The organism is Ectothiorhodospiraceae bacterium BW-2, from assembly GCA_008375315.1.
GTDB lineage: Bacteria > Pseudomonadota > Gammaproteobacteria > Thiohalomonadales > Thiohalomonadaceae > BW-2.
Genome location: CP032507.1, coordinates 846740 through 868638, shown reverse-complemented (window position 1 = coordinate 868638; position 21899 = coordinate 846740). Strand labels below are relative to the sequence as shown.

The 21899-nt window shown below is 56.1% G+C and carries 25 protein-coding genes; 18 read left to right on the top strand and 7 right to left on the bottom strand.

Annotated features, from left to right (window positions below; all coding sequences use genetic code 11):
* Nucleotides 1-10: 10 nt before the first annotated feature.
* A complete protein-coding gene (locus D5085_04040; GenBank protein ID QEP42379.1) occupies nt 11-1024 on the top strand; it encodes an RNA-dependent DNA polymerase in 1014 nt (337 codons plus the stop codon).
* Nucleotides 819-1169, top strand: a complete 351-nt coding sequence (locus tag D5085_04035; protein ID QEP42378.1) for a hypothetical protein — start codon at nt 819-821, stop codon at nt 1167-1169. Before D5085_04040 ends, D5085_04035 begins: the two co-directional genes overlap by 206 nt.
* A 19-nt stretch (nt 1170-1188) precedes the next feature.
* On the opposite strand, the gene D5085_04030 is transcribed toward D5085_04035, so the two are convergent.
* From D5085_04030 to D5085_04015, 4 genes are read right to left on the bottom strand one after another with little or no spacing between them, the layout of a single operon-like run.
* On the bottom strand, nt 1189-1428 hold the full coding sequence (locus D5085_04030) for a hypothetical protein (GenBank protein ID QEP42377.1): 240 nt from the start codon (nt 1426-1428) through the stop codon (nt 1189-1191).
* A gap of 10 nt (nt 1429-1438) precedes the next feature.
* The gene (locus D5085_04025) at nt 1439-2017 is read right to left on the bottom strand and encodes a formylglycine-generating enzyme family protein (protein ID QEP42376.1); all 579 of its coding nucleotides are present in this window, start codon (nt 2015-2017) and stop codon (nt 1439-1441) included.
* Nucleotides 1765-2844 (bottom strand): hypothetical protein, encoded by a 1080-nt coding sequence (locus D5085_04020; protein ID QEP42375.1) that lies wholly within the window; start codon nt 2842-2844, stop codon nt 1765-1767. Before D5085_04020 ends, D5085_04025 begins: the two co-directional genes overlap by 253 nt.
* A 15-nt stretch (nt 2845-2859) precedes the next feature.
* Complete coding sequence (locus tag D5085_04015; GenBank protein QEP42374.1) at nt 2860-5160, bottom strand: hypothetical protein; 2301 nt, start codon at nt 5158-5160, stop codon at nt 2860-2862.
* Between the two features lie 106 nt (nt 5161-5266).
* On the opposite strand from D5085_04015, the gene D5085_04010 reads away from it, so the two are divergent.
* Together D5085_04010 and D5085_04005 are read left to right on the top strand one after the other, a co-directional pair.
* Nucleotides 5267-5470, top strand: coding sequence for a hypothetical protein (locus D5085_04010; GenBank protein ID QEP42373.1), 204 nt, complete (start codon nt 5267-5269; stop codon nt 5468-5470).
* Between the two features lie 122 nt (nt 5471-5592).
* Nucleotides 5593-6105 (top strand): tetratricopeptide repeat protein, encoded by a 513-nt coding sequence (locus D5085_04005; GenBank protein ID QEP42372.1) that lies wholly within the window; start codon nt 5593-5595, stop codon nt 6103-6105.
* Between the two features lie 147 nt (nt 6106-6252).
* On the opposite strand, the gene D5085_04000 is transcribed toward D5085_04005, so the two are convergent.
* Together D5085_04000 and D5085_03995 are read right to left on the bottom strand one after the other, a co-directional pair.
* On the bottom strand, nt 6253-7314 hold the full coding sequence (locus D5085_04000) for a hypothetical protein (GenBank protein QEP42371.1): 1062 nt from the start codon (nt 7312-7314) through the stop codon (nt 6253-6255).
* Between the two features lie 16 nt (nt 7315-7330).
* On the bottom strand, nt 7331-9601 hold the full coding sequence (locus D5085_03995) for a hypothetical protein (protein QEP42370.1): 2271 nt from the start codon (nt 9599-9601) through the stop codon (nt 7331-7333).
* A gap of 67 nt (nt 9602-9668) precedes the next feature.
* Here D5085_03995 and D5085_03990 point away from each other — a divergent pair, with 67 nt between their 5' ends.
* The 14 genes from D5085_03990 (at nt 9669) to D5085_03925 (ending at nt 19904) form a co-directional block, all read left to right on the top strand.
* A complete protein-coding gene (locus tag D5085_03990) occupies nt 9669-10568 on the top strand; it encodes a formylglycine-generating enzyme family protein (protein ID QEP42369.1) in 900 nt (299 codons plus the stop codon).
* A gap of 1308 nt (nt 10569-11876) precedes the next feature.
* Nucleotides 11877-12626: a hypothetical protein gene (locus tag D5085_03985; GenBank protein QEP42368.1), complete on the top strand. Its 750-nt coding sequence runs from the start codon at nt 11877-11879 to the stop codon at nt 12624-12626.
* Between the two features lie 390 nt (nt 12627-13016).
* Nucleotides 13017-13205: a hypothetical protein gene (locus D5085_03980; GenBank protein QEP42367.1), complete on the top strand. Its 189-nt coding sequence runs from the start codon at nt 13017-13019 to the stop codon at nt 13203-13205.
* Nucleotides 13199-13807 (top strand): Uma2 family endonuclease, encoded by a 609-nt coding sequence (locus D5085_03975; protein QEP42366.1) that lies wholly within the window; start codon nt 13199-13201, stop codon nt 13805-13807. The genes D5085_03980 and D5085_03975 overlap by 7 nt, the downstream gene beginning before the upstream one ends.
* A gap of 100 nt (nt 13808-13907) precedes the next feature.
* A complete protein-coding gene (locus D5085_03970; protein QEP42365.1) occupies nt 13908-14063 on the top strand; it encodes a type II toxin-antitoxin system HicA family toxin in 156 nt (51 codons plus the stop codon).
* Between the two features lie 9 nt (nt 14064-14072).
* Nucleotides 14073-14345, top strand: coding sequence for a hypothetical protein (locus D5085_03965; protein ID QEP42364.1), 273 nt, complete (start codon nt 14073-14075; stop codon nt 14343-14345).
* Complete coding sequence (locus D5085_03960) at nt 14342-14641, top strand: DNA cytosine methyltransferase (protein QEP42363.1); 300 nt, start codon at nt 14342-14344, stop codon at nt 14639-14641. The genes D5085_03965 and D5085_03960 overlap by 4 nt, the downstream gene beginning before the upstream one ends.
* Nucleotides 14638-15504, top strand: a complete 867-nt coding sequence (locus D5085_03955) for a lipid A biosynthesis acyltransferase (GenBank protein QEP42362.1) — start codon at nt 14638-14640, stop codon at nt 15502-15504. Before D5085_03960 ends, D5085_03955 begins: the two co-directional genes overlap by 4 nt.
* Nucleotides 15476-16741: a hypothetical protein gene (locus tag D5085_03950; protein ID QEP42361.1), complete on the top strand. Its 1266-nt coding sequence runs from the start codon at nt 15476-15478 to the stop codon at nt 16739-16741. Before D5085_03955 ends, D5085_03950 begins: the two co-directional genes overlap by 29 nt.
* Nucleotides 16742-16786: 45 nt before the next feature.
* Nucleotides 16787-17137, top strand: coding sequence for a dihydroneopterin aldolase (folB, locus tag D5085_03945; protein ID QEP42360.1), 351 nt, complete (start codon nt 16787-16789; stop codon nt 17135-17137).
* 82 nt (nt 17138-17219) lie between these two features.
* Nucleotides 17220-17561: an Hpt domain-containing protein gene (locus tag D5085_03940; GenBank protein QEP42359.1), complete on the top strand. Its 342-nt coding sequence runs from the start codon at nt 17220-17222 to the stop codon at nt 17559-17561.
* Nucleotides 17558-18088 (top strand): crossover junction endodeoxyribonuclease RuvC, encoded by a 531-nt coding sequence (ruvC, locus tag D5085_03935; GenBank protein ID QEP42358.1) that lies wholly within the window; start codon nt 17558-17560, stop codon nt 18086-18088. The genes D5085_03940 and ruvC overlap by 4 nt, the downstream gene beginning before the upstream one ends.
* A gap of 44 nt (nt 18089-18132) precedes the next feature.
* Nucleotides 18133-18369 carry an accessory factor UbiK family protein gene (locus D5085_03930; protein ID QEP42357.1) on the top strand — a complete coding sequence of 79 codons (237 nt, stop codon included), beginning with the start codon at nt 18133-18135 and terminating at the stop codon, nt 18367-18369.
* Between the two features lie 2 nt (nt 18370-18371).
* Nucleotides 18372-19904, top strand: a complete 1533-nt coding sequence (locus tag D5085_03925; GenBank protein QEP42356.1) for an ATP-dependent protease — start codon at nt 18372-18374, stop codon at nt 19902-19904.
* Here D5085_03925 and D5085_03920 read toward each other — a convergent pair.
* Nucleotides 19901-21817, bottom strand: a complete 1917-nt coding sequence (locus D5085_03920) for a hypothetical protein (GenBank protein ID QEP42355.1) — start codon at nt 21815-21817, stop codon at nt 19901-19903. The two genes, D5085_03925 and D5085_03920, sit on opposite strands and share 4 nt — an antisense overlap.
* Between the last annotated feature and the right edge of the window lie 82 nt (nt 21818-21899).

Below are 21899 nucleotides of genomic sequence, written 5' to 3'. Positions count from 1 at the left end.
CTGGGAGGAGATGACGAGCCCGGCGCACCTCTATCGCGCCTATCTGCTGGCACGAAAAGGCAAGCGTCGCAAACCGGCAGTGTTACGCTTTACCCTTAATCTGGAACGGGAGCTGTCGCAACTACACCACGAACTGCGGGAGCAGCGCTACCAGCCCGGTCGCTACCATCTCTTTACCCTCTACGAGCGCAAGCCGCGCCAAATTGCCGCCGCCCCCTTTCGTGATCGGGTTGTTCATCATGCTGTGATGAGTCTGATTGAACCAGCGATTGATGGTACCTTTATTGACCACAGCTACGCCTGCCGCAAGGGTAAAGGCACTCATGTCGGTGTGGCGCAGTATCAGCGCTGGGCACAAATCTACCCGTTTGTGTTACAGATGGATATTCAACGCTATTTCCCCTCAATCCCCCGTGAGTGCCTAAAAGAGAAGCTGCGCCGCTATATTAAAGACTCCAAACTGTTATGGCTGCTGGATTTAATCATCGACAACAGCCCGGAGGATGCACGCTCGCCTGTCGGATGTGGTATTCCTATCGGCAATCTAACCAGTCAGTTTTTTGCCAACCTCTACCTGAACGAGTTTGATCATGCTGTTAAACAGCAACTTAAAGCTCCCGCTTATGGGCGTTATGTTGATGACATGGTGATACTTAACAACGACAAGGCATGGCTGCACGATGCACAACGCTGGTGTGCCGGTCAGTTACAGCAAGAGGGGCTGACATTGCATCCAAACAAGTGCCATATTGTGCCGGTAAGATGCGGCATCGACTATCTGGGTTATCGCGTACTGCCCAATTATCGGCTGTTGCGTAATGATAATGGCCACCGCTTTGCCCGCAAACTGCGCCGTATGGCACAAGCGTATGCCGACCACCGTCTCGACTTTGCCGATATCAACCCAAGCGTGCAGAGTTGGTGCGGTCACGCCCGGCACGCCAGCACGCAGGGGTTGCTCACCGAGCTCTTTGCCGGTATGGTACTGCGCCGTGGGGGTCGGCCTGACCGGCAACCGCGCTAACCGTGGCGGTTCGTGGAACAACAAACCTGCCAGGGTGCGCGCCGCCAATCGTAACAGGAACAATCCCGACAACCGTAACAACAACCTCGGCTTTCGGCTTGTCCTCCCCCCCAGTCGGCCTGAGATGCAGAGTTGTGTGGTTTAACGACCGCATGAGCGTCACTTCAGGCTACCATGAGCCGGCCTCCCGGTTCGATAGGGATATTATAGCCAAATAGACCGTCATCAGGGATGATAACCGCAGGGTTGGTAGCGCGCGCGAAGACCCTGTGGTGTTTTTGACTTATCATACCGTTGCAGAAGAGGTGGGTAATAAAAAAATCGCGATCAGGGGCTGCCGCCCCTGAACCCCGGGCTAGCGCCCCCGCAAGCGGGCCCCCCATAAAGGTAAGAGCATAGAGCATAAAGGAAATGCTACCTGGGGGGGAGGACAAGCCGAAAGCCGAGGTAGAAGTTACGGAAGTCGGGACCGTCCCCGACACGACCGGCGGCGCGCACCCCGGCAGGCCCGTTGCCCCACGAACCGCCACGGAAAGCGCGGTCGCCGGAATCGGCACGATTCTTGCATGATATTTCCATATTGTCTTTGTAATCGCCATCTTTACCTGAACAGGTCCACTCCCAGACATTACCAGCCGTGTCGTAGAGGCCGTAGGGGTTGGGTTTGAAACTACCTACGGGTGCGGTTGATTTGTTGTCCCATTGGCTGCCACAGCCATCGCAATTGGCATTGTTGCGACCTACGCCATCTCCCCACCAGTAGGCGGTCGTTGTCCCCCCTCGTGCCGCATACTCCCACTCCGCTTCGGTCGGCAGACGGTAATTTTTACCGCTTTGGCGATTGAGTTTGTCAATAAAGTCAAGCGCATCATGCCAGCTAACCCCTTCAACCGGGTAGTTGTCGCCTTTTTTAAAGCTAGAGGGGTTGTTTTCTGCCACTCGCCTTGGGTTACTTCGTATTGGCCTATCCAGTAGTCCCCAACCGTGACCCAGTGTTGGCTCTCGTCACCGTCGCGACCCGATTCATCGCTCGGACTGCCCATCCGATAGCGGCCACCTTTGATATAAACAAATGTCATGCCAGTGGTCAGGTCGGTGAAGGCTTGGTTGGCCGACTCTCGCTGCTGTTTTTGCAGCGCTGCCTGGCGCTCTGCTTCTGCCTGTTGCTGCCGTTTCAGTTCAGCCTGGCGCTGCTGCTCCCGCTCCGCCTGGCGGTCGCGCTCTAGGGCTGCTTGGCGCTGTTTCTCCTCTTCGGTGCGCCGCCGCTCCGCTTCGCGTAGGTCGCTTAAATTCACGCTCTGGCGGGTTGCTGCGCCACTGTGGTGGATGGTCTCTCGCCAGCTTGGGTAGCCATCAGCCTGTACCAGCACATCATACTCCCCAGTGGCCAGCGCCATGCCGGGCTGGTATTTGGGAACAATGTTCATGATTTTGACCGTGGCGTGCGCCGGTAGCGGCGTGATGGTGAAGGGCCAGGTGGGCGACTGCTCCCACTCGGTCTCTAGGGTGATGCTCAGGTCGCCCTGTAGCCCCTTGGGATAGTCGGCGAGCGCCTGCCAGCGCAGTGGTTGCGCTTCACCCACCCGAACCTGCTGCAGGGAGCCGCTCAGGGTGCGTGGCGTCAGGCGTGTGCCGTTAAGGCTGGCACTCAGACGCAGGTTGTGGCGCTCGCCCGCATCCCCCTCAAGGCGGTAGTGAATTACAATGGTGTCGCCCTGCGGTTCGATGCGCAAGCTGGCCGGGTCCACCCGCGCACCGGCATGCAGCGAGGATGAGAGTAGCAGCAGAGGCAAGAGTGTGAGTCTTGAAGTTCGGTTCATCGGTCAGCTCCAGAGTTAGCAGTGTGGGTCAACCTGATAGGCGATGAGCGAGAGTTCGGCATCGGGCTGTGGTTGCAGGCGTTGATAGAGCTGCCGTAGCGTGGTGCCGCTTGCGCCGACTTGCGCTTCGGGCACCGGAATATCGCTTAAATCGAGGAGTTCGCGGCTGCTGATGAGCAGAAACTGTTCATGGGTGAGCTGGCCGGGCAGCGGATAGAGGGTCAGATTCATCTTCTGCTGACTGCGCCACGCCGCCGGAGGAAACTGCAGGGCTCCCGCCGGCTCACGACGGGATGGTTGCAGACGGTTGGGGGTGTAGCGGGTGACACTGTTGTCGGCACCGAGCGTGAGCAGGGTGAGGTAGCGCGGTTCGGTGAGGCGAATATCGACCCACGCCTCTTCGCCCCGACAGTAGTGGCCACTGAGCTTGTTGAGCGTGATTTGGGTAGGCGTGCGGCGACTCTCGGCGCGGCGAATTAGGGCGGTGCGGTAGCTGTTAAGGGTGGCACTGCCCGACTCGACCGGCGTGGGGATCGCTGCGCTTAGTTGGGTCAAAAGGCGCTGTTGAGCGATATGCCATGCCAGCCAGACGACCCGACTCCCCTCGGGGGTGGTCTGGTAGCTGCCGTTTATCAATACTTCGGCACCGCTGCGCTGCAGGGCGGTTTGCATAGTCGGGTCGCTGAAGGCCTCGGCCGTTGCTGGCATCAGCAGCTCTTTGAGGGGGGTAGGCAGCGGGCGCAGGTTGGCTAAACCGCTGTTGCGAAGCTGCTGCTGCAGTTGCTGGCGAAGCTGTTCGCCAAAGGGGGTGATATCGCCCTGCTCGCTGCTCGCCGGCAGCACTAAAATGGCCGGATTACCGAGGAGCTGCTGGCGTAGTTGCCAACCGATGTCGGGGTTGTCGTCAAAGCGGAAGCGGCTAAAGGCGCGCACACTGTAACCGTTGCCAGGCGCTTCGGTGACCATCAGCCAGAAGTGATCGAGACGGCGATAGGGGGTGGTGAGCTGTTGCAGGTTAAATTGGGTCAGCAGACCGTTGTCGATGGTGAGCTGCTGCTGCCAGGCGGTGCTCTGTTGGTGGCTGCGGATGAAGTCGCTAATCGAGCCGATGGCGTTGTTGGCAATCGCGTCGGCAAAGCTGCCCTGGCTATAGACCGGAAACGACTCGCTGGCAAAGAGTTCGCCACTGAGGGTGGTGCGCCGCTGCTGTAGGTTCAGCACCAACTGCTGTTGCAGATAGGCGTTGCCCTGGGGGCGGCAGGCGAGTGGGTCTTTCTCGCGGCAGGGGCGTTGCCAGGTCGCATAGAGCTGTTGCAGCGCTTGGCGCTGCTGCTGCTCTAAGGTGGTGAGTTCACTGAGGCGGGTTTGGTAGGTGGCAAGTGCCTCGGTGGCGGTGTTAATCAGTGCCTGTTGGCGCTGTTGCTGGTTCTGGTTCTGTTGGCGAATGTTGCCGATATAGCGGCTACGCGCCGCGTCGATAGTCGCCGTGGTGGCGGCATCTAAGCTAAAGTCCGCTAAGTGGGTCGCCCAGTCGGCGCTATCGAGGTTAATCACCACCGAACGCACCAACTCGGCGGCGCTGCCGGGGCGCTGAATGCCGCTTTGGGCGGGTAGCGGCGCTTTCAGTGGCGTTACCACCACTTCGGTAAGGGTGTAGAACTGTTTATTGGGGAGTTTTTCGCCCGGAACCGGGCGTTGGCCGATAGCCAGCTGGCCACTCATGCGCTGGGTGAGGCTATCTTTGAAGCTCTGCTGGCTCTTGTTACCCATCTGGGTAGTGGTGATTTCGGTGATGGAGTGAATAAAGATGCCGTTCAGTTCAGGGATAGCCGTGGCCGCCAGCAGGCTCTCGGCGAGCCGCTTCATCGCATCTACTTTAACTTTCAGCGGGGACAGGTTGTGTTGCAGCAGCGTCAGGTAGAGGCCGCGCAGCTCAATCTGCTCTAGCTGTTCGGGCAGGTCTTGCTGCTGTTTGAGGGTCGCTTGCCGATACTCCTCCTGTTGGCGGCGGGTCGTGGCAAGCCCTTCATGCAGGCGGTTAAACTCGCGCCACTCTGTAAACAGGGTGTCATATTGGGTAATGGTGGTGCTGAGCTGCTGTTGGCTCTGTTGGCGACAGGTGGCGACCTGCTGCTCGGCCTGTTGTAGCTGCTGGGGAAGATGTAGCTCTTCTAGCTTTTCCAGTTGCGCAGTGATGGCCGTGCGATTGAGTTGATCGGGTGTAAAGGCGACCCCTTGCGGCAGGTCACAGGCGAGTGTTATGCCCACCCAGAGGGCGGGTAGTAGGGGTAGCAGAGCGTGTTGTAGTCGGCGCATGGAGTCCTCTATTGAATATGGCGTTGGTGATAGTGCTGCGGTGATGAATCGCGGTGAGATGCGAGAATTGTACCGTAGCTGGAGGTAAACCGCAGCGTAAAAATCAGTGCTTGTTCATCTCAGCTTCCCTAAACTCTATCGGGTGGCTAAGGGCGGGCATGAGCCCATGATCGCGCTCGATGCAGGAGGGTGGGTATTGGTCTATACTTACAGTGAAAAGTTGGTGATTTCTTACCAGAAAGAGGATGGAATTGAGTATGTTACAAAGCGATATTTGCGGTTAAAGTGGACGGTAAGTGAGGTGGAATGAGATGACAACATTAGAGCAGAAAGTGACCGGTTATTGTCACACTATCGAAAATTTTTACCCGAATGAAGAGAACTCAATTGATGCGGCGGTTGAGGGGAAAAACGGGGGGCGCGGATTGAAACATGAGCAACAGCGACTACCTGACCGTTTTGAATATCCTTATCGCGTTCATCGGCGTCGGCTTTGCTGCGCTGGCGGTCTGGGAGTGGTGGTCGCTTCGCTCAACCCGTGCCGAGTTTGAGCAGATAAAAGCACAAATCAGACGCGACAACCATCTGTCGCAAAAGGCACAGCAGCGCATCATAGCCAGCTATCAGTTAACCGACATCGATGCCAAAATAGCCTTGCTATTAAGCGCAGTCGAAATCGCCCCGGCCTCATTTAATGGCTATAACGCATTGGGTTATGCCTATCTCGAAAAGGGCGACATGGCCGCAGCGGAAGATGCGTTCCATGAGGCAATCACCCATCAACCACAAGACAAAGAGGGCTATTTCGATCTGGCCAGCCTCCATCTGGCAGAAAAGCGCATCCATTTGGTTAAAAAATACCTATCGAAAGCCATCGACATCGACCCCTCATCAAAGCAGGATATTGAAAATAACCCGCAGCTAAAGGCGGTAATGAACAAATAGGTCAGTTATCTCAATAGGGAAATGGCTACGCCACATCTGCCGGTGCGTGAATATCCAGACGAACATCTGGGGTCTGCTGCACCAGGGCTAACTGTAGCGCCGTCGGCAGGCGCTTAAAATCGATTAACCCCATCGACTCATTTAGGGTTAACGGCCGATCCGCTGCGATAGGGCGCTCCAGTGGCACCCCTGTAGCAGCGCCGGTAGTTCGCCGAGCAGAAAGCTCTGCGGCTGCTGCCCGACCTCACTAGAGAGCGCACTAAAACGGCTCAAATCACGCGGTTGGTGGCAGATCAGCGCTAGGTGAACGACGCGGGTTTCGCTCTGACCTGCGGGGAGTTCGGTCATCAACCCCTCATACCGTTTTGGATCGGGGTAGCGCAGCGAGAGGGCGGCGGTGGTCACCGGCTGATTGGCGAGATTAAGCACCGTCGCACCGCTGCCGAAGATCTGGATCAGGCTCAGATAGCCGCTAATAGCCGGCTGAAGCACTACCTGAAATAGCTGCTCTGGCGGGTAGTTGGTTAACTGCGGCTCTAAGCGTAACCCTAGCTGCGGCGAGAGCTGTGTTGGCGGCAGCAGCAGGGCGACCTCCCGCTGCCGCACCCCGACATGCTGATCGGCTGCGTGGAGGCGGTAGCCGTTGCCGTCGTGGCTCAGTGTGAGGGGGGCGTTTGGGCGATATGAACCATAACCATAGTGGCGCTGTAGCTGCTGCTGTAGCGGGGAGGCGCTGAATAGCTCTTGAACGCTCTGCTCGGGTGGGGCGGCGGCGTTGGCGGCGGCGGTTAGCAGCGGCGCTAATCGCTGCCATAGCGGGCGATTGTCGTAGGCAAGAGCGACATAGAAGCGCGGGTTAATCGCCTCGCTACGCAGCGTCTGGAGTTCGCTAAATTGGGCGCGACTGAGCTCTTCAACCGCTGAGCGGGCAGTAACAACCACTTCGCCTTGGTGCTGCTGGCGCTCGATGGTGATCTGGCTGGTCACCTGACTCTGCAGGGTGCGGCTAAGATCGGCTCGCGCCGCCTGTTTCGCCTCGGCCAATGTGGCGCCCTCGCCATAACCGATCCACGCCCCCGCCTGCACTAGCTGCTGGCGGCTATACCAGAGCGGAGCGGTATCGCGCACCGCTTCGGGCAGGGTTTGACAACCGCTTATCAAGGCAGCGAGCAGCAGCAGAGCGATAATCGGGCGCGGGTAGCCTCTCATGGTGGCGGTTTAGCGCTTAGCGATTCGATGATTGCAGCGATAGCTGCCGGTTACCGGCTAGCACCGGGGTCTGTCGGTTTAGGCCGCCTAAATCGCGGCTTTTGCGATCAACGGCGGCGGTGACCTGAAGCGCCAGATCGCCGACCGAGGCGGGTCGATTCATCAACTCCTTCATCAGATAGTAGCTAAAGAGGCGGTGGCCGCTCTCCGGTAGCGCGTTGGAGAACTGTTTATCGGTGCCGGCGGTTAACACCGCCATCTTAGCGCCCTCACCGAGCGTGAGGCGGCGCGGTTGCAGACGGGTGGCGGCTCTGGTGCCGCCAAAGATGCTTTTACCATCGGTGGTGCCGGTAAAACAGGAGTCCATAAAGACCACCACCTGTGCGGCGGCGGAGCTTTGTAGCCGCTGATAGAGGTTATCGGCACGATAGAAGGGATCATCGGCGACAAAGTCGGGGATCTTATCGGCGGGGAGCAGATAGGGGGTATTGCCCTCCTCAGCGACCGGCAGGCCGTGGCCGGAGTAGTAGAAGAGGATGCGATCGCCCGCTTCGACTTTGCTTAACATCAGCTTGAGTTGATCTTGAATCTGACCGCTGCTCGCCCGATCATCGAGCAGCACCACCTGCCGCGATGGGTGGATGCCGAGGCTCTTCGCGGCTACCTGCGCAAACAGCTCCGCCGAGCGGCGCGAGTAGAGGATGTTATCGGTATTTTGATACCGCTCAATGCCGATGACAAATAGCCACTGCCGCTTATCGATCGGCGCGGCGCTAATCTGCGCTAACCGCTGTGGAATATCGTCGTTAAAGGCCTGCTGCTCCTGCTGTAGATAGGCCTCAAACTGTACATCTTTGATATTGGGGTTTTGCAGTTGTAGCTGCGCTAACGCCTGCTCATCGAAGCGCACTAGCGGCTGCTCTGCCTGTGCTAACTGTTCGGGGGTGGAGCGGTTTTGCAACACCACCTCTAGCGGTTTGGCGGTGGTAAATAGCTCGCTGCTGCCGAGGCGGGCGCTCAGGGTGTGCTGCGCTTGGGCAACGGTGACGGCGGCGAGGGTTAGGCGCTGTGCCGCATCGCGCTCAAACGCCACTTGTGGTATCAGGCTGCCGGCTTGGAGTTGGCGATAGAACTGCTCGGCACCCCTACCGGCGGCGATCGGAAAGATCACCTCCTGACGCTCTTCAAGGTGGCTAAAACCGAGCGAGGCGAACATTAGCCCCTTTTCGGCATCATATTTGGGTTGGCCATCGACCTCTAACGCCTGCAGCCACGGTGCGCCATAGACGGTGGCGACCGCCTTGGCGATAAAGTGCGGCTGCTGTTTGGCGATGCGCTGCTCAATGTCGGCGCTAATGGCGGCGAGGCGCTGCTGATAATCGTCATTGCGTTGGGTAATCTGCTGCTGCAGTTGCGCGAGTTCGCGGCTCGTTTTCTCGACCTGACGGTTACGCTGCTCGACGCGCTGGCGGTAGTCGGCGAGTAGTTTGGCGGTCTGCTGCTCGCGTCGCTGCCGCGCCTGCTCCATGCGCTGCTGAAACATCGCGACACTCTCAAATGGGCTCTTAGCAAAGGTCTCAACCGGCGGCAGTGTCGGTTCGGCAATGGTAGCAATCGGCTGGCTGAGTGCCGCTAGTTGCTGGCGGGTTGTATCGCTCCACTGCTGAAACTCGCGTTGCAGCTTAGTGTGCTGTGGATCGGCAGCGCGTAGCTGCTGCTCGGCCTGATAGCTCTGCAGCAGTGCTAGTTTGACCACAAGCTGCTGCGCCTGTTCGGGGCTGAGCGGCGTGGTCGAGGGGGCGGCGTTTGCCGTACCGCTAAGGGTGAGCGCCCCCTGCTGCTGTTGCTGTATTGAGGCTGGTCGCTGTAGGGCAAATACCGCCTGCACCATATCGACTGTATCGAAGCTGCGGTCGTTTACGGTTACCTTCTGTGACGGATCGCCCCCTAACTGCAGCGCCTGCTTGAGCAGCGCAGGGGAGGCGGTAGCGGCAAGCTGCATCAACGGGGTAAAGCCGCTGGCATCGGGGCGGTTGAGATCGGCACGAAACTGCGGCAGCAGACGGGCAAGAGTCGCCTCGTCGCTGCCGTTGAGCAGGGCATCACTCAGCGATGTTGGGGTTTTTGCTTCGGGTGGGGTGGAAGGCTGTTTAGCGGCCATTGGCGAGGGGTCGTTTTGAATGACCGGTTTAACCGACTTAACCCCCCCTCCGCCGCAGCTACTAAGCAATATAGCGGCTGCAACAACTGCTAGCGTTCTGAATTGACCCATGATAGTGCTCCTCATCTCTGTTTCGATGGTTCATTGAAGTTCAATTATGCCATAAGCAGGCAAAAGTAGGTATAATCAACGGATGATCAGCAAGTCGAGGAGCGGTGTGGTGAGAGAGAGACGATGGATAGGGATGAGTGTGGGAATTGCGTGGCTATTTAGTGCGGTGGCGTGGGCAGATGAGGGTGCAGCAGATGCGCTGTTGCAACGCAATGTCAGCCAGCTCAAGGCGTTTTTGGCGGAGCAGGAGCGGGAGAGAAAGGAGCGGGAGCGGGAGCGGGAGTTGGTTGGCGAGATGGTATTGGTTAAAGGCGGCTGCTATCAGATGGGCAGCAACAGTGGTGATAGTGACGAAAAACCGGTGCATCGCGTCTGTCTTGACAGCTTCAAAATAGGTAAATACGAAGTGACCCAAGGGCAGTGGCAGGCTGTGATGGGGAGCAATCCGAGCCATTTTAGTAACTGCGGCAGCAACTGTCCGGTTGAAAATGTCAGTTGGGATGATATTCAGCAATACATCAAAAAACTGAACCAAAAGACGAGCAAGCGTTACCGTTTACCGAGTGAGGCTGAGTGGGAGTATGCGGCTCGAGGCGGCACCACCACTCCGTTCTGGACAGGAAATTGTATCACTACAAAGCAAGCAAACTATGATGGTAATTATGACTATAAAGATTGCGGCGCTAAGACCGGCACCTATCGCAAGATAACACTACCTGTTGGCTCGTTTCAACCCAACGCCTTTGGGTTATATGACATGAGCGGCAATGTCTGGGAGTGGGTGCAGGATTGTTGGAACAACAGCTACCATGGCGCTCCGGCTGATGGCAGTGCTTGGGAGAGCGGTGAGTGTGGCCGGCGCGTTCTGCGCGGTGGTTCCTGGTTCAGCAGACCGACCTACCTCCGTTCGGCCGACCGCGGCAGGGACAGCACCGGCTACCGCGGGTACGGCTACGGCTTCCGTCTGATTCTCCAGGACTAACCCTATGTCCCCCTTACCCTTTTACCCTTTAAACTCAGTGGGACGGATTAGGTGATGAGTGCCGATGGAGCCGTTACAGAGTGCCCCGCGTGCGGGGCTCGCGCGATTTTTTTGACAGAGTTATCCACAGGTTCCAATTACGGTGACACTTTATCATTTACACTAATTATCTCGTCCCGCAATTACGGTGACACTTTACCATTTACACTAATTATCTCGCCAATTACGGTCAATTACGGTGACACTTTACAATTACGCAATTACGGTGACACTTTACCATTTACACTAATTATCTCGTCCGGTAAGATCACGACATGGCAAGACTTCCCAGAATCGTAACCGTTCACTCTCCCTCCTTAATCTCCCTCTCCAATTACGGTGACACTTTACCATTTACACTAATTATCTCGTCCGGTAAGATCACGACATGGCAAGACTTCCCAGAATCGTAACCGTTCACTCTCCCTCCTTAATCTCCCTCTCCCAGCGGGAGAGGGTTGGGGTGAGGGGTAAAATTAGCAGGGAGCGTGAACGGTTACAGGTTCGCCAATCTGTCTTTCGTCACACCCGGTAATAAAAGGGGTCGGTAATAAAAGGGGTCGTAACTGAATTAAATTTTGTGACCATCTCACCATCCCCCTGACTTAACCGGCCCCCTTGCCACCCCCACAAACTTAACGCTACAATTTCCCCATGAAGCGTCCCCCGTCCCCACTCACCCCACAACGCCGCCGCCAATGACAATTACGGTGACACTTTACCATTTACACTAATTATCTCGTCCGGTAAGATCACGACATGGCAAGACTTCCCAGAATCGTAACCGTTCACTCTCCCTCCTTAATCTCCCTCTCCCAGCGGGAGAGTCAATTACGGTGACACTTTACCATTTACACTAATTATCTCGTCCGGTAAGATCACGACATGGCAAGACTTCCCAGAATCGTAACCGTTCACTCTCCCTCCTTAATCTCCCTCTCCCAGCGGGAGAGGGTTGGGGTGAGGGGTAAAATTAGCAGGGAGCGTGAACGGTTACAGGTTCGCCAATCTGTCTTTCGTCACACCCGGTAATAAAAGGGGTCGAATAAAAGGGGTCGTAACTGAATTAAATTTTGTGACCATCTCACCATCCCCCTGACTTAACCGGCCCCCTTGCCACCCCCACAAACTTAACGCTACAATTTCCCCATGAAGCGTCCCCCGTCCCCACTCACCCCACAACGCCGCCGCCAATGGCACCGGCTATTTGGCCTGATGGTACAACAACAATTTCACGACAGCCCGTACCGGGTAGAAGTAGAAGTTGATGTGGCTAAAGTGCCGCAATTTCTCGATGTAGTCGTGATCGAACAGACTGAAGCGAGCGACTGGCCGGGAGCAACCATCCTGCCCGATGGCCTGACACAGCTACAGCGTTACAACCTGATGACCTTTAAATCGCACCACGAATCACTCACCGACTGGTCAATTAAAGAGCTGATAGGTTACTATGTCAGCTATCGTAAACAGCTGAGCGAAGCGGGCAAACGGCCACCACAAACCGACTTCGGACTCTATGCTGTTAGCCACCACTACCCGCAAAAACTGGCCAACTACCTGACCACAGATAACACAACCGGTCTCTACCAACTCCGGTGGGGCAGTGATACGATACAACTTATCGTTTTAAGCCAAATTGACACTGCCCCCCGCAATGACCTGTGGCACCTGTTTAGCCACCAAATCGAACGGGTACGCCAGGCGAGCCAACGCTACCGGCAATACTCAAATGAGATCATCTATGGCGTAGTACAGCAACTACTAGAGATATACAGTGAAGAGGAACCCGACATGGCCTATACCTTAGAGCAATTTACCAAAGAGTTTGTCGCTGACCACCTTAACCTGCTATCAGCGGACGAAGTATTACAGCGCTACTCGCCGGATGAAGTATTACAGCGCTACTCGCCGGATGAACGGTTAAAAGATCTGTCGCCGGATGAAATAGCCGAACACCTCAGCCCCGAAGCGCTACAACAGCTACTATTACGGCTGCAACAGAAAAAACAGCACCACTAACCGATGCTCCCCGGCCCCTCTATGCCCGATCCCATTACTGAGTTTCTCGAACAACGAAAAGCGCAAAAACTTAAAGCACTGAAAGCCGATGACGCCGAAAATCGCCTTAAAATTGAAGCCGCATTTGAACCGCATCACTGGGGAATTACGGTGACACTTTACCATTTACACTAATTATCTCGTCCGGTAAGATCACGACATGGCAAGACTTCCCAGAATCGTAACCGTTCACTCTCCCTCCTTAATCTCCCTCTCCCAGCGGGAGAGGGTTGGGGTGAGGGGTAAAATTAGCAGGGAGCGTGAACGGTTATAGGTTCGCCAATCTGTCTTTCGTCACACCCGGGACGAAGCCGAGCAAAAACGCCTGTTCACTACCCTCAAGCGCAACGAATGGACGGACGATTCTTACTCAAGGCGTTTTTGGCGGAGCTGGAGCGGGAGCAGGAACGAGAGAGGTTAAAGCCGTTTTTCTCGTTCCCGCGCTCCGGCGTGGGAATGCAGAGCGGTGTTAAAGTGTCGATTTCCACGGATGACCGTGGGAACCAGAGTGGAAATAGACGAGGAGTCATCGTATGTTAAAACCCAAATCACACCAAAAACTGAGCGTTGCCGACTACTTAGAAGACGAAAAACTGACAGAAACCCGCCACGAGCTGATTGATGGCGAGGTCTATGCGATGAGTGGTACCAGTGCTAACCATGCGCGAATTACCGGTAATTTTGCAGCAGAACTGCGCCAGCAGTTAAAAAGAACCCCCTGCGAACCGTTTACCGAGTCATTGAAACTTCGAGTCGGGGATAACTTCTACTACCCCGATGTGATGGTCAGTTGCGATGAGAGTGACAAAGATGACCCTTACTATCGCCAGCGCCCGATACTCCTTGTTGAAGTGCTGTCGAAATCAACGCAGCAGTATGATCGCACCCACAAAGCCGAGATCTACCGCACTATTCCCTCGCTACAGGAGTATGTGTTAATCGAACAGGATCGGGTTGATGTTGAGGTGCAGCGCCGCTCCGAGGGTTGGGTGTCGCGCCACTACTATTTGGGAGACGAGGTGCCGCTGGAGTCGGTCGGGACGGCGATTCCGGTCACGGAGATTTATGACCGCGTTGAGAATGGGGATGTTGCCGAGTGGCTGGCAAAACAGGCAGCGCAGGCGCCGAGTGAATCCGTGTAGGTTGGGCAGAGCAGTGGTATCGGGTAAGCCGTGGGTGAGCAGAGGACAATGAGTCGAATGATCCGAGTCATGGTAGTCAGTGTGATGGTGTGGTGGGTGAGTGGAAGGAGACGGCTGGTTTCTGGCGCGGGTAAAAGGCTCGCATCACCAGTTCAAGCACCCGAGCAAGCTAGGCTTGGTGACGGTGAAGCATCCTGACAGCGACATTCCTGCCGGTACGCTGAACAGCATTCGGAAACAGGCAGGTTGGAAATAGGAGGTTGCTATGCGTTTTCCGGTTGTTTTGCATTCTGACGATGGTGTGCGCTTTGGCGTGACGGTGCCCGATTTGCCTGGCTGCTTCTCGTCTGGCGACACCTTCGATGCGGCTCTGGAAGTTACGGTGACACTTTACCATTTACACTCATTATCTCGTCCGGTAAGATCACGACATGGCAAGACTTCCCAGAATCATCGTGCCCGGTGTTTCGCATCATGTGACTCAGCGGGGCAACCGGCGTCAGAAATGGTGGGCCACCATGCCAACCATTCTCAATAGCAGGAGCACAAAAAGGTGCCGATGATGAAAGAAACATGTGGGGAGAGTTTAGCAGAGCAGTTAATGCGATAAAGCCTCGTGTGTTTATAGCAGAAAATGTGCCAGGAATACTTAATCCAAAGTTTAATGATTTTATAAAAGAATATATATTGAATGAGCTGGCAGATTATTCAATAACGACATTCAAGATGCATGCTGCCGATTATGGGGTACCACAGATTAGAGAAAGAGTGTTCTTTGTTGGCTTTAGAAGCAAATCACGGTTGAAAAAGAATGAAGTCGGGGAAAGAGCATGAGATTACTGCTACAACTGTTGCGCCTGTTGAGCTATCTGCCTTGGCGCTGGCAGCTTGGCGTTGGCGGTCTGCTGGGCGATCTTATGTGGATAGTGCTCCCGCGTCGGCGCCATATTGTGGCAGTCAATTTGCAACTGGCACTGCCAGAGCTCACCCCGACTGAACGAGCGGCGCTACTACGGGAGAGTTTTCGTAATGCAGGCAGAGCCCTCATTGAGAGCGCGATTAGCTGGTGGTGGCCCGATGAGCGCCTACAACCGCTGCTACACTGGCACGGTCTGACCCACCTACAGCAGGCGCAGCAGAGCGGCAGGCCCATTATTCTGCTGACAGGCCACTTTACTAGCTACGAGATAGGCTCCCGCGCACTCTCCTCCCGCCTACCGTTCCACTTTCTCTATAAAGAGCAGCGCAACAATCCCTACTTAGAGCAGATGACGCTGCGCTATCGGCATCGCCACTACTTAGGCGCGATTAAACACCACGACATGCGCACCATGGTAAAGGTGCTCAAACGGGGCGAGCACTGCTGGTATGCGCCGGATCAAGATTTTGGCCATCGTCACAGCGTCTTTGCCGACTTTATGGGGGTGCCGACAGCGACCGTTACCGCACTCTCGCGCCTAGCCCGACTCAGTGGCGCGGTGGTGCTCCCCTATGTACCGCTTCGTAGTGCGACCGGGTACGATATCTACATTGATGCACCACTGGACAATTTTCCTACCGCAGATGAGGTGGTCAATGCCGCACAGATTAACCACTTTTTGAGCCGTTATGTGAGCCGACAGCCGGCGCACTATCTGTGGTTACATCGCCGTTTCCGCAGCCGACCGAATGGAGCTGACTCCCCCTATGAGTCGTGAACTGAGGTACTACAACGGCGTGCTGGCGCTGTTACTACCGCTATTGCTGCTAGTGACACTCTGGCACGCCTACCGCCGACGGGGCGGCTGGCGCTTTATTCGACAACGCTTAGCTCTGCTGCCCTCAGAGCCGGCGAGTATCGGTAGCTGGTGGTTTCACGCCGCATCGGTAGGAGAGGTGAACGGCCTGATTCCGCTGCTACAACGGCTACAACAACGCAAACCACAACAGCCTATCGTGTTAACCACAACGACACCGCAAGGGCGTGAGAGGGCGGCTCAACGGCTACCGAATATCGCCTGCTACTATCTGCCGCTCGACTATGGACGACTGCTGCGGCGCTTTATCGCCCACCATCGCCCCCAACGGCTACTGTTAATGGAGACCGAACTATGGCCCAATTTGATAGCTTGTGCCCGAGAGTCGCAGCTACCTCTGTGGGTGATTAATGGCCGCCTCTCGGCTAAAACCAGTCAGCGAGCGCCGTCGTGGTTGCGGCGGCTCTATGGCCAGAGCCTACAGCAGTGTACGATGATTTTGTGTCGTGCTGAATCAGATTGGCAACAGTTTATAGCACTCGGTGCGCCACCGCAGCGGTGTCGGGTTGTCGGTAACTTAAAGTATAGCGCCCCCTTGACAGTTGCCGAGGGGGAGATAGAGAGCGTGGTGCCAACCGACCGACCCTATATCCTGCTCGCATCGACCCGCGAGGGGGAGGAGCGGTTACTGATAGAGGCGCTATCGCAGCTACCACAGTGGCGCGACTATCTGTGGGTGGTGGCACCACGCCATCCAGAGCGCCGAGAGGCGATTAAGCGCCAGCTCCACCCCTTTGAGCTCGCGGTGCGTACCGCAGCTGAGCCGATTAGCGCGACTACCGCCATCTATCTACTCGATACACTCGGCGAGCTAACGGCGGCGATGGCGAGAGCGACGCTAGTGGTCATGGGGGGCTCCTTCAGTGATAAGGGGGGGCATAATCTATTAGAGCCGGCCGCACTTGGCCGAGCGGTGGTGGTCGGGCCGGATATGGCCAATTTTGCGACCGAAACGGCCGCCATGGTCGCCTACGGTGCCGCACTCCAACTAGAGAGTGTGGCAGCGCTCCCCCCGCTCTTAGCACAGCTCCTTGCTGAGACGAATCGCTTAACACAGATGGGCGAGCAGGCGCGGCGATATATCGCACAGCAGGCCGATATCGTTGAACGCTATCTCGCCTCCCTAGCAATAGAGTAGTCTCCACAGAGTATTGAGTTGGTATCGGAGCGAGGTAACGGTTATATGGACAAAATTTTTATCCGTCAGCTACAGGCTGAGGCAGTGATTGGGGTACACGAGTGGGAGCGGCAGGGGCCACAGCCGCTACTATTCGATATCGAAATGGGGTTTGAGACCCTGAGCGCGGCACAGAGCGACAGTTTAGCCGCAACGCTCGACTACGCTACAGTGGCGGCGCAGGTGCGCCAATTGGCCGCTGAGAGTCGCTGCCAACTGGTTGAAACTTTAGCCGAAATCGTCGCCACAACACTGTTAGAAACATTGCCACTACAGTGGTTAAAAGTGACCCTCACCAAACCTAGCGCCGTCCCTTTTGCCGCAGGGGTAGGGGTGGAGATAGAGCGCAGCCGTTGATTAACATGGTAACTAGCCCCCCGTTTGCGCTAAACTGCCGTGACTTAACCGATGATGGAAGCTGGAGGGACAAGAGAGCGAGATGAGTGAGACCCCAATATTTGATCAAGAGATACTTAAACAGCAGGTGCTTGGTAATGAAGAGTTAATGAAGATGATTATCGGCACCTTTCTTGATGATGGCGTGAATCAGATGAGAGCTGTCGATGAGGCCATTGCCGCCGCCGATGGGGAACAGATCCATCGTGCCTGTCACCGTCTGAAAGGGAGCACTAGCAGCGTTGGTGCCATGGTGATGACCCCGCTGGTGTTGGAGATGGAGCGGCTAGCCAAACAGGACGACCTTGAGCAGGTTAAGGCGCTCCAGCCTCAACTGCAGCAGGCGTTTGATGATCTGGTTGTCGCGATGAGGGCGGTCGTATAGCCCTATTGATTTTGGGCATAGACCCCGGTTCGCGTACCACAGGCTTCGGCCTGCTGCGCTACCATAACCGGCAACTAGGCTATATCGATAGCGGCTGTATTCGTACCGGTGGAGGGGAGCTGCCGGCGCGGCTTAAGGTGATCTTTACCGAAGTGCAGCGGCTGATTCAGCTCTACCGTCCGACCGTGGTGGCAGTTGAGCAGGTGTTTATGTACCGTAACCCCGACTCGGCGCTCAAACTAGGGCAGGCGCGGGGTAGCGCTATCTGTGCGGCGGTAGTGAACGAAGTCGCGGTGGTGGAGTATAGTCCTAACGCTATCAAACAGTCGGTTGTAGGGCATGGACACGCTGAGAAGGCCCAAGTCCAACAGATGGTCACGCAGCTACTGCAGCTTAACGGCTCTCCCCAAAGCGATGCGGCCGATGCGTTGGCGGTGGCGATCTGTCATGCCCACACGCAGCAGGTGGCGACTAAAATGGCTGCCCTGCATGGTGTGGCGGGGCGGCGGCAGCGGCGCTGGCGTTAATGAATTGAGAATGGCAAACAGTAGTTAAGTAAGGAGTCAGTTGAGTGGAACAGAGAGTCGAAGCGTTAACTTCGCAGCTACTAAAGCTGCTACCGGCCGATGTGGCGCTACTTAAACGCGATCTGAAACAGCAGATTGAGGGGGTACTACAGCAGGCCTTTATCGAGATGGAGCTAGTCACCCGAGAGGAGTTTGAGATTCAGCAGAAGGTGTTAGCCCGCAGCCGACAGAAGCTAGAGCAGTTAGAGCGGCGGCTAGCGGAGCTGGAACAGGGGCGCTAAAGATGGCGCTAGCGACACTCTACAGCCGTGCCGGATTGACGGTCGATGCGATCTTGGTGACGATAGAGGTTCATCTCGCTAACGGTCTGCCGGGGCTATCGATTGTCGGTCTGCCGGAGACGACGGTTAAAGAGAGCCGAGAGCGGGTTAAGGCGGCGATCCAAAACTGTCATCTTAAATTTCCCGAACGGCGAATTACCATCAATTTGGCCCCGGCCGATCTGCCGAAAGAGGGGGGACGATTTGATCTACCCATTGCGTTGGGGATTTTAGCGGCGGCTAATCTGATACCGACAGCCTCGCTAAATGGCTATGAGTTTGCCGGCGAGTTATCGTTAAGTGGTGAGTTACGGCCGGTGAAGGGGGTTTTACCGCTGGTGATGGCGGCCAAAGCGGCTGGGCGCAAGGTGGTGGTGCCGCAGGATAACGGCACCGAAGCGGCGCTAGTGAGCGGGATTGAGGGGGGGCTAGCCACCCATTTAGCGCAGGTGGTTAGGGTGTTGCGGGGGGAGGAGCCGTGGCTGTCGTTTCCGGCTAGGGGCGCTATCGCCCGTGCTGGCTCGTCACCGGTTGCGAATGATGAGGTCGATATGGCCGATGTATTAGGGCAGCACCACGCTAGGCGGGCGCTGGAGATTGCGGCCGCTGGAAGCCACAATCTACTGCTCTATGGCCCCCCCGGCACCGGTAAAACGATGTTAGCTAGCCGGTTAGCGACCATTATGCCGCCGATGAGTGAGGCCGAGGCGCTGCAAAGTGCCGCCGTTAGCTCTATCAGTCAAAGTGGCTTTCAGTTAACCCAGTGGCGGCGGCGACCGTTTCGCTCCCCCCACCATACCGCCTCCAGCGTCGCGCTGGTCGGTGGCGGCAATCCTCCCCGTCCGGGCGAGGTCTCGCTAGCCCACAATGGGGTGCTATTTCTGGATGAGTTACCAGAGTTTGATCGAAAGGTGCTAGAGGTGCTACGCGAGCCGCTAGAGGCGGGGGTGATTACCATCGCTAGAGCGAGCCATCAGGCCGATTTTCCGGCCCGATTGCAGTTAGTGGCGGCGATGAACCCCTGCCCCTGTGGCTATTTGGGCCATCCGAGTGGTAAGTGTCACTGCACCGCGATACAGATTGATCGCTACCGCAGCCGTATTTCAGGGCCACTGCTCGATAGAATCGATATGCAGATTGAGGTGCCACCGGTGAAGTATGAGGCACTAGAGGCGGAGCAGCCAGAGCCGATGGAGTCGAGCGAGACGATTCGGCAGCGGGTGGTGGCGTGTCGAGAGTGGCAGCTAGCGCGACAGGGGAGGTGTAATAGCCAGTTGATGGTGCGGGAGTTAAAACAGGTGGCAGCTCTTGATGAGGGGTGTCGTACCCTGCTGCAGCGGGTGAGTGAGCGCTTCGGCCTCTCGGCTCGGGCGCACCACCGCATTCAGAAGGTGGCCCGCACGATTGCCGATCTGCAGCAGGTGGAGACGATTACCACCACCCACCTAGCCGAAGCGATCTCCTATCGCCATTTTGATCGACCGGTTACCACTTAAATCAGCTGTAGCCCTAAAATCCCCTCCATCTTCTCAGCCGTCTCCGATTTGCCGGTGCGGCTATCACCGACGAGAGCGACGGTAATACTGATCTCAGTTAGCGGCTCGGTTTGGGTATCGCGCTTCTCTTTGGCGATCTTTTTAATCGTATCGATTAGATCTTGAGCTAATCGCACCGGCCCCTCCTGCTCTACCGCTTCGCGACTGCTAAAGCCGCAGCGGTGGATATCATCATCGCTATTCTCTTTATAGACCCCTGCCATTAATTGGCTATGGGCGACGCCGATGAGAAAATCGCCGTGCTCAAATAGCTGCTCAATATCGTTAATAAAGCGGCTCTCGTTATCGCTAAACTGGTGGTAGAGTTTGGGGTGCAACAGGGTGCCGTCGTTACCTTTTAAGAGCGGAAACGGGTTGGCCCAGTAGCTGCTCTCTTTATCGCCTCGGTGGGTATGGGTACTGCCGGCCGCTACCCGTTCGCCGAGACGAAAGTGCTCTAGCGCCTCTTTAACCGACATCTGAAAGTTGATTGCCGACTCTGTCGGTTCAACTAGGTTAAAGTTGTTCATGTAGAGCAGTATATCGAGCGCATCGCCGCTGAGTACCTCCTCATCGGACGATACCGGTACGATCTGGCGGGCGTTAGAGCCGGTCTCCTTGTTATAGCCGACCTCGCGCCCGGCCATCTGCATCTTCGCCTGTTCGCTAAAGCCATCGAGGCAGGCGAAAGCTCCGGTTTCAGTACCAAAAAAGATCGGTTGGGTGATCCCATCAAGACTCTGTTTGAGTACCACCCGCCCCATGTCATCCGCTTTGACAAACATATCGGCGATGTAGGGTTCACCATGCTCATCAAATCGCATCACGTAGCGGGTACAGCCGCAGTGGAGCGGTATCTCGCCGTTACGAATCGCTAGGACATTGTGCAGGGTTAAGATCGGTTTTTTGGAGTAGCCGAAATATTTTAGTTCGTCAAAATTGGGGACTAAACCGATAAGTAGCTGATTCTCTTCGTCGATATAGTAGCCAAGATCGTCAAATTTAGCGTTAGGATCGCCAAAGATAAAGATACCGTCCGGTCTGCGTCCTGCTTTAATTTCGTCGATACGGGCGAAGGGGAAGAGGTTCAGCAGCCCCGGCTCCATCTCAATGCAGCCGCGCGATTTGTGTAGATAGGCGATAATTAGCCACGCCCCGACCTGGAGCGGTACTGATACCCACTGCTCCGGCTCGAACGACTCATTATGAAAGGGGTTGTTAGTTAGCTCATAGAAGGGGTAGGCGCGTTTATTCGAGGGGGTGGAGTAGTCCACACCGGTCTGAATGTCGGCGGCAATGGTCAGTGGCACTGAGGCGAGGGCGTAGTAGTCGCCCGGTAGGTTGATATAGTGGCCGGAGATTTCGCCGGCGGTGACATTGGGGGAGGCGTCAAGGCCATGGGTGCGGCGCACCCCTTGGTGATCCATGTGGACTAGCTGTAGTAGCTTGCGCCGCGTCTCTAAAATGAGATCGGAGAGGAGCTGCGCTTTGTGGGTTACCTTATCCTTGACCGTCTCAGGGGTCTCCTCCTCGCCGGAGACTACCTCATTTTGTAATCGAATCAGGCGGGTGTAGCCGCTGCCTCGAAAGTGGTGAAAGGCACCATCGAGAAAACGAACTAAGGCGCGATCGTGCTCCTGTACTTCGTGGCTAGGGCGCTCCCCTTTAGCCAAAATATGGAGAAAGTCGCGGGCAGAGATACCCTCAATAAAGGTAATGCGCTGTTTTGCCTCCTGCTGCTGTCGGCCGGAGCGGGCGGCGAGATCGGCGATAAATTCACCTTTATAGATCTTCAAATAGCGACTAAAGGCGTAACTTTTTAGTAACTGTTCGGGGGTGACGCAGCCGTCACGAATTTCGAGAATCTGTTGCATAGTGAAATAGCTTGGTTATCTCTTCGGTTGGGTTAACAATTAGATTTTAGCGTAGCACGAAATGGGGAGCGGGGGAATTTTG